The sequence below is a fragment of the Pseudomonas tehranensis genome (genome assembly GCF_014268615.1).
GTDB lineage: Bacteria > Pseudomonadota > Gammaproteobacteria > Pseudomonadales > Pseudomonadaceae > Aquipseudomonas > Aquipseudomonas tehranensis.
The window spans coordinates 1-7,773 of the sequence record NZ_JABWQV010000237.1 but is presented as its reverse complement, the minus strand read 5'-3'; the positions used below and the strand labels follow the sequence as shown (position 1 = coordinate 7,773).

The 7,773-nt window shown below is 62.9% G+C and carries 5 protein-coding genes; all 5 read right to left on the bottom strand.

Annotation, left to right across the window (positions count from 1 at the left end):
• Positions 1 to 69: 69 nt before the first annotated feature.
• A complete protein-coding gene (locus HU811_RS22695) occupies positions 70 to 768 on the bottom strand; it encodes a PspA/IM30 family protein (protein ID WP_092394744.1) in 699 nt (232 codons plus the stop codon).
• Positions 769 to 792: 24 nt separating this feature from the next.
• A complete protein-coding gene (locus tag HU811_RS22690) occupies positions 793 to 1,374 on the bottom strand; it encodes a YjfI family protein (protein ID WP_092394936.1) in 582 nt (193 codons plus the stop codon).
• Positions 1,375 to 1,782: 408 nt separating this feature from the next.
• A complete protein-coding gene (locus tag HU811_RS22685) occupies positions 1,783 to 2,598 on the bottom strand; it encodes a YfaP family protein (protein ID WP_186658190.1) in 816 nt (271 codons plus the stop codon).
• Positions 2,599 to 2,601: 3 nt separating this feature from the next.
• Positions 2,602 to 4,221: a DUF2300 domain-containing protein gene (locus tag HU811_RS22680; protein ID WP_186658189.1), complete on the bottom strand. Its 1,620-nt coding sequence runs from the start codon at positions 4,219 to 4,221 to the stop codon at positions 2,602 to 2,604.
• A 1-nt stretch (position 4,222) separates the two neighbouring features.
• A partial coding sequence (locus tag HU811_RS22675) for an alpha-2-macroglobulin family protein (RefSeq protein ID WP_186658188.1) occupies positions 4,223 to 7,773 on the bottom strand: 3,551 nt, incomplete at its 5' end.

The following is a 7,773-nucleotide window of genomic DNA, read 5'->3' as shown; positions in this document are numbered from 1 at the left end:
CCAGCGGGAGCAAGCTCCCTCGCCACAAGTTTTGCGCTCAGCCTGCCTTAATTGATCAGCCCGAACAGATCACTCAGCCGATTTTTTCTTCAGGCGTTCAAGAATCGCATTGGCGCTGCCTTCGTTTGGCGTAATGCCGGCATCGCGCAGCTTGCGCTCCAGGTCGTTGCCGGTCGAAGCCTCGGCCAGTTCGTCCTGGGCTTGCAGCTCTGCGGCACGTTGCTGTTGTTTGGCCTGCAGGCGGTTCAGCGTACCGACGGCGGTTTCCAGCTTGCCATTGGCGCCGCCGCTGGCAATCGAAGCACTGACCTGGGCTTTCTGCACGCTCTCACGGGCCTTGGCCATGTCCACTTGCTGACGCAGGCTTTTGATGCGGTTCTCGGCCTTGACGATGTCCTTGCGCATGTTTTCAGCGTAACCACCGAACTCGGTCGCGTGCTTCTGCTCGGCGTCCAGCTCAGTGGTCAGGGTCGAAATGGCTTCGGCCACTTCCAGCGCCAGGTCTTCACGGTTGGCCTGGATGGCCGCCAGCGCCTTGGACTCCAGGTCCTGGATCTTGGCGTTGTATTCGCTGACGCGGTCAGTCGACAGTTTGTGTTTGGCCATGATGGTGACCAGCTCACGCTTGGCGTTGGCCAATGCGCTGTCAGCATCGCGAATTTCCTGGTCGAGGATGCGCAGGGCCTGTTGGTCGACGATCGATTCGCCGACTTCGTTGGCACCGCCACGCAGCGCAGTGAACAATTTGCTCCAGATGGACTGAGTCATTGGATGGTTCCTGTTCCCGAAAAATTAGATGAAAAAACGTTCGAAGGCTTCGCTGGCGCGCTGGACGTTGTCGACGAGGGTTTTAACCTCAGTCACGACGTTGGTCAGGCTGGAGTCGGAACTCAGTGCGCCAAACATGTTGTAGACAATCTGCCCGTTGGGCATGGACTCGATACCGATCGAGGACAGCGGGAACATTTCCCGGCTGCGCAGCACGGCATCGTTGAAGGCCGCGACGTCGTTGATCGATTCGACATCCACCAGAACGGTGTCGACGATGATCTGATCCCCCACCACGGCGATGTAAATCGGCAAGCCGCCGAAATCGTTCATTTCCAGCTTGATGCTGGACTCGGAGCCTTGAACAAGGGAAAGCGTGATGTCGTTCGCCACCACTTCGTCGAGGGCCTGAAGGGCACTGAAGAGGCGATCAATGTTCCAGTTGTTACCTGCGCTCATGTAATTCTCCGACATGAATGAGCCAGCCAGAATCGGTTGGCGTAGCTGTTTCTCCATCTGCTTGAGCAGGCTCCGGTTTTCGGGAAGCACCCAAGTCTCGTGTTTCACATACCCGGCGGCACTCAAGCCCGCGCGCATCTGCTTCATGTAAAAGCTGGATGGTTTTTTCACGGACGGCTTCGAGCGCTCTCCCTTGCGGCTCGCTGAATCGGTAGCAGACCCCGCAGGATCTGTTGGAGAGCGACTGTTCATGGTGCTGACCTCACTGCGAAAAAACTCACGCGTGAGAAACACTACAGGGAATGTCTACTGCCCTCAATAGCTCACGCGTGAGATTTTTTAATTGTCACAAACGCTGATCAACCCTGTGGGAGCAAAGCTCACCCCAGTTTTTTTGGGGTGTTCACAAACCCGCAGTCCACCACAGATCCAATGTGGGAGCGGGCTTGCTCGCGAAGGCGGCGGGTCAGTTTGCATCGATGTTGAATGTACTGTCGTCTTCGCGAGCAAGCCCGCTCCCACAGCCCCCCAGGCTGACATCTTGCTGACGGCGCCTTAGGGGTAACTGAAGCTCTTGACCAACATCAACTCCCCCGCCGTGCGCATCGGCACCACGAAGGTTTCCATCTTCTCGCTTGGCGTGCCCTCTTCGGTGATGACGGTGATCTGCGCCGTGGTCAGGGCTTGTGCCGCTTGTTGCTCGCCGTCCTCGTCACTGCGATAACCGCCGCCGTAGTAGTTCACGTACACCAGGTACTGGCCTTTGATCGGCGCGGGCATGGCGATGATTTCCGGGCCGTAGCCGGTGGTGACGTCGACGTCGAGCGCGGCACCGTTGGGCACGACGCGGTCGCCGTACCAGATGTGGGCGCCGTCCGGGGTGACGAGGTGCAGGTCCAGGTCGGTGCCGTCGCTGTCCCAGGTCAGCAAGACCCGCAGCTTGGCCGGGGTGGCGCCGCCGCTGGTGTTAAGGAATTGGGTGCGGTGGCGTTGCTGGCCGTCAGGGCTGCGCACTTCGACGCTGTTGCTGCCGTTGGGGAACGAGAACGGCCGGTCGAAGCGCCCTTCCGGGTCGAGTTTCAGCGGCAGGGTCACGCCGTTGATGATGAGTTTGCCCGGCTCGTTGCTGTCCTTGGGCGCGCCTTTGATCTGGCCGCTGATGCGGGCGGTATTGGCCTGGCCCTGGGGCGTGTTGACCGACGAAGCCGGGTAGTTGACGGTCTGGCTGAAGCTCTCGCCTTCACCGCCCGGGGCGCCGCTGCGCCAGCCGCCGACCGGCGTGTCGAGTTTGATGCCGTCGCCGGCAATGGCTGGCGGCAACACGGCCAAAGCGCAGAGCAACAGCAAGGCCTGTGGATAACGGAGTGTCATGGTCTATTCCAGCAAAAGGTGACGGGCAAGCCCTTCGATGTAGGTTTCGTCCTGGCCGTTGGGATGTGCTTCAAAGGCCAGGTGCAAGTATTCGTGGGTCAGATCGAGGCGGTCTTGCAGCGACAGCACACCGCGCACGTAGATGCGCCGGCGTTCACGGTCGACATAGGGCCGGCCGAAGGCGACACGGCAGACGGCGAAAGCGCTGATTTCGTTGTACCCCACTTCACCTGCCAGCCGGGGGCGCCAGCCGCGTCGCTGTTTCAACAGCCAGTCCTGGGCGGCGGGCAGCGCTTCACACGACGCCACCGGATTGTCCCAGCGGCTGAGGCTGGCACGCGGGTAGGCCTGCAGCAGGATGGCGTCGTAGCGCTGGCCCGCGCTGGCTTGCTCCACGGCTTGCACCCAGGACAGTTTGTCCGGGCCGGCTTGGTCAGAGTGGTAGGTCACGTCGGTGCCGGCCAGCACCAGATCGCTGGTCCAGGCAGCGATGGCGCGGGTTTGCGCCGCCGCCGGACGCGGGGCGACGCGCTGGCGATGACTGCTGTCATCAATACTCAGGCAATCGCCGTTACGCTGGGCGTTTTGCAGCAGGTAACTGCGGATCGCCACGGCCAGGGCCTTGGCCGCTTCGGCAGGTTCAGCCTTGGCTTCACGCTGCAGGACTCGGGCGACGTACTCTTCGCGATCCAGTCGCGCCACCAGCTTGCCGGGCAGCAGGAACAGCTCGCCGTCGCTGTGGATATCCAGTTGGTTGCCGTTGGCGAATTCGACACGATAATCACCGCGCAACGGACCTGGGATGGCCGGCCGGTCACCGGCCATCACCCGTTGCAGGGGATACCGGGCGAACAGGTCCACCTCCACGCATCGCCCCGTTTCCGCCGGCCAACGGGACGGCAGTGCCGCCGCCAATCCATCACCGTAGGCCTTCAATATCTGCTCGCTGGTGCCACGCCCACCGGCCCACACCGGCGTGCCGTCGGCCAGCCAACCGGCAAAACCGCCCTGGCGCGATGACGAGTCCTGCTCACCCAGCCAGCTCCAGGTCTTGACCCGCAGACGACTGCCCAATTGGCCGACGAGACGCCCATCCGCTGCGTTGAGCACCACGTCCAGCAGCACCCGGCGAGCCTGATCCTGAGCCGGTAGCATCGCCAGTGCCTTGAGCAGTTCAGCCACGCGAACCTGTTTTTGCGGTTGCAGGCTCGGCAGGTCAAGCAGCCACGACGGCGCTTGGCGGGCCTGCCAGTACTCGCGCCAGTTCGAAGCCGAAAGACCGAGCCGCTGCGGCTCGAAATACAGGCCGCAGGATTTCACCAACGCCTGATCGCGACCGATACTCTGCCCGGCGCTACAGCAATAGACTTCCTCTTTGGACTCACCGCGACACTCATAAACCGGCTCATGGGCATCGGTATCCACCAGCCACGCGTAGACAAACAGCTTCCACACACTGCCCAGCGGCGCCTGCAGAGCATCGGGCAAGGGCTGGCGGTCCAGCACCTGGGTCTGACTCACTCGCAGCAACTGGTCATCGAAGGCCAGGCGCAACGGCTCGTCCTGCGCTGTAGCCAGCGCAGGGATTAGGCACAACAGCCACCAGACCCAAGGTCTGCGCATGTCAGTTGACCGTGACCTGACCAAGCGCTGGTTTCTGTTCCCGAGCCTGATGCTGTGGCGCATAGACCTGAGTGAAGCGCACCGGCGGCAAGGTGAACTGGCCCTTCTGGGAGAAACGCACCAGATGCCGCAGGCGCAGCTCGCCACTGAGGGCGTCCAGCGGCACCGCGTAACCCATCTGGCCCGGCTCGAAGCGGGCCTTCTCCAGGGCAGTCGGTTCGCTGCCGGCTTTGCCCAGTAGCTGGATGCCCCAGGTGGTGCGCTCCACATCGGCACCCGGCGGCAACGGCACTTCGAGCATGCCGTAGCGCAGCGGCGTAGACGCCTTGCTGTTGATGATCACTTCATCCAGATAAAGGCTGTCGCTGGACAGCGGCTTGTTGCCCACGGCTTCGAGCTTGAAGGTGAACGCCTCGTCCCCCGGCACCAGACGAGACAAGCGCCGGGTGATGGTCACCGCCATCGGCGCCACCGGCGCTTGCTGGCTCTGGTAGCTCAATGCCGCCTGCAGCGGGCGCTCCTCGGCACCGCTGAGGGTCAGCAGGGTCGGTAGCTGCGCGCCCTGCCATTGCCAGTAGGTTTCACCGGTGGCGCCTTGCCGGGCCTTCCAGCCTTCGCCCGGGGTCAGTGCCACGGCGGGCGCAGCCTGTTCGATGCTGCGTTGCAGCCAGGTCAAGGCCAGGGCCCGCTCAAGGGTGGATTGCTGCGGCAGCAGACGCTCAAGCAAGGCCTTGGCACGCGCCTGATCGAAGCTTTGCAGCGACAGGCTCAAGGCCTCGACGAACGGCTGGGAGCTGACGTCCAGTTGCTGTTGTGCGGCGTCGAGTTGCCGACTGAAGGCCTCCGGCAGCGGCACCTTCACCTGCTTGGCGAGGGAAGCGGTCAACACGCGCGCGCTGGCCAGGCCCAGGGCCGAATCCGGCGCGCTCATGACCAGACTGTCTTCGCCACTGTCCATCACGCTCGAACCGCTGCCCTCGCCGGCTTTCGCCAGATCGTCCATCAAGCCGCTGAGCAAGGTGTTCACCGGCAGTTGCATCTGTTTGGCGAACGACAGGATCAGCGCACGCTGCAGCAACGGCGTATCGCCGGCCTGTTTGGCGTAGACCTCCAGCACCCGCTGCCAGTGCTCCGGCGGCAGGCTCAGGTCCAGGGCCTGGCTGGCGTGCCAGTCAGCGTAATAGGCATAGGCCGTGAGGAACGCATCCGGCTCGCCAACCTGGCCCCACCAGGTGAAGCCCGCCGCTGGCCCGGCCATTTGTACCAGGCGCAGGCGGCTGTTCTGCATGATCAGCCGCAAGCGATCGCGAACCTGCGGGTTCGCCGTCAGGGTCGGGTAGGCGATGCTCAACGGCAGCAGACGACTAGCGGTTTGTTCGACGCCACCGTAGGGGTAGCTCAACAAGTCATCCAGGGCCGAACGGAACAGCGCTTGCGGGCTGTCGTCCAGGCGCAAGCGGATATCGCTGGCATCAAGGGGCAGGCTCAGCGGTGTGTCGCCGCTCACCACGTCAAGGCGCTGGCTCTGGGTGACTTGCCAACCGTTGCCAATGGCATTGAGTTGCACGGCCAGGGTGTCCTGGGTTTCGCCGTTGACCTGCAACTGTACGTTCAAGTCCCCGTTGCTCAGCTCCAGAGACGGTAACGCCACGTAGTTGATGCCGTGCTTCAGGTCGGCCACCACGCGCTGTTCAGTACCGGCGTAACGGATCAGCAACTCGGCCTTCAATGGCTGTTCGGACTGGCTGAAAGCGAACAGGCCCATTTGCGGTTTGTCACCGCTGCGGAACCGGGTCGGGCCGCTCCACTTCAGGTACAGCGGTTTCTCTGAACCGATGAATTGCTTTTTCTGCCCCACCTGGCCGTCGTCGGCGATGGCCCGGGCGGTGATGCGCCAGCGAGTCAGGGAGTCCGGCATCTTGAAGGTGAAACGGGCCTTGCCGTTGGCGTCGGAGACCAGTTCCGGTTGCCACGCGGCAGTGTCGACGTCTTCCCGACGAGGTCGCTCCAGCACTTTGACACCGCGCTCGCTGCGGTTGGCCTTGCCCGGCGCACCGGGGCTACCCGGCAGGGCCACGTCGTAGCTGATAAACGACAGGCTGGCGCTGGTGCGCACGTTATTGCGACGCGGATGGTAGAAAAACTGATCGATGGTCGGCGCCACTTCCGGTTGCAAAGCGTAGATCATTTCATCCACGACACTGACGGTCAGGTGCGCGGGGATCGCCTTGCCGACGAACTGGGTGCTCAGGTCAACGGTCACCGTGTCGCCAGGCCGATAAGTGGCTTTGTCGGTCACGATGGCCACGTCAATCTGCGGCGCGACCACCTTGATACCGGCGTTCTGGAAGCTGTATTGGCCGCCCTTGGTGTACAGCACCGAGAAGGTCAGGTTTGGCGCAAAAGCGTCCTTCACCGGGATGCGCGCGCGGTATTGAGTATCGCTGAGCTTTTCCATCTTCAGCCAGTCGCCGCCCTTGGACAGCAGCGCCGTGGCCTCGACCTTGTCTCGCTCAAGCGACAACAGCGCATCGCTGACCGGCTCCGGGAAAGTGATCAGCGCCAGGGCTTCGTCACCGGCCTGGTACTGGGCCTTGTCGAGGACGATCTCGACCGTGCCCGGCACGGCCTTGATGCCTTCGCCGGTCACTGAATGGCCGGTGGCGCCAATCACCCGGCCGTGGTCGTCCTTGAGCGTCAGATTGTAGGTGCCGGGGCGCTCGAAGGTCAGGCTGAAGCCTTTGTCCTTGGCCGCCAGCTTGCCTTCGCCGGTGGTCTGGTCTTCCAGCCGCACCCAGGCGTAGCTGCCCGGCGTCACGGCGTTGCTTTGCGCGGTGCCACCCTCGTGGGTGTAACTGAACGAGACGTTCTCGCCGGCGGCGCTGAAACGCTGGGGTGCGCTCAGGCGAAAGTTCGCCGCGCCACGGTCGATAAGGATTTCCTTGGTGGTCTTGACCCGATACGCCGCGCCATCGCTGGCAAACACAGTGAGCGTATAACGGCTCGGTTTGTCGGCGGCCGGCAGTTCGAGGGTAGCGTTGCCCTTGGCATCAGTGGTGACTTCACTGCTGGTCAGTTCCACCGGGAATTGCCCCAGGTATTGCAGCTCGTTATCCACCATCGACAGTTGCTGGGCCCGCAGGCTCAGGCTCACCTTGGCGTTGGCCACCGGTTTGCCGTCCGGGTACAACAGCACGAGAGCGCCCTTGATCGGCTCGCCGGTGCGGTAATCCTGCTTGGCGAGGTTCAGCGCGATTTCGAAGTGCGGCTTGATGTATTCGGCTACGCGAAAGGCGCTGCTGTAGAGCTGGTCCTTGTAGCTGAAGCGCAACTCATAACCACCGGCCACGGCGTTTTCCGGCAACTGGAAACGGCCTTGGGCACCGGCCTTGGCGTCCAGTTTCAGCGCCAGGGTTTGCAGCTCGGTGCCGGTGGCATCCAGCACGCTGAGATTGACGTCAGCGGCCGCCGGTTGCACCGAGTCCCGGGCATTCTTGAATTCACGGCCGACGATTTTCAGCGATACCCAGTCCCCCGGCCGATACAGCGGCC

Coding starts and splice junctions, on each gene's coding strand:
- HU811_RS22680 (WP_186658189.1), bottom strand. CDS start 4,221: ATGCGCAGACCTTGGGTCTGGTGGCTGTTGTGCCTAATCCCTGCGCTG.
- HU811_RS22685 (WP_186658190.1), bottom strand. CDS start 2,598: ATGACACTCCGTTATCCACAGGCCTTGCTGTTGCTCTGCGCTTTGGCC.
- HU811_RS22690 (WP_092394936.1), bottom strand. CDS start 1,374: ATGAAGCAGATGCGCGCGGGCTTGAGTGCCGCCGGGTATGTGAAACAC.
- HU811_RS22695 (WP_092394744.1), bottom strand. CDS start 768: ATGACTCAGTCCATCTGGAGCAAATTGTTCACTGCGCTGCGTGGCGGT.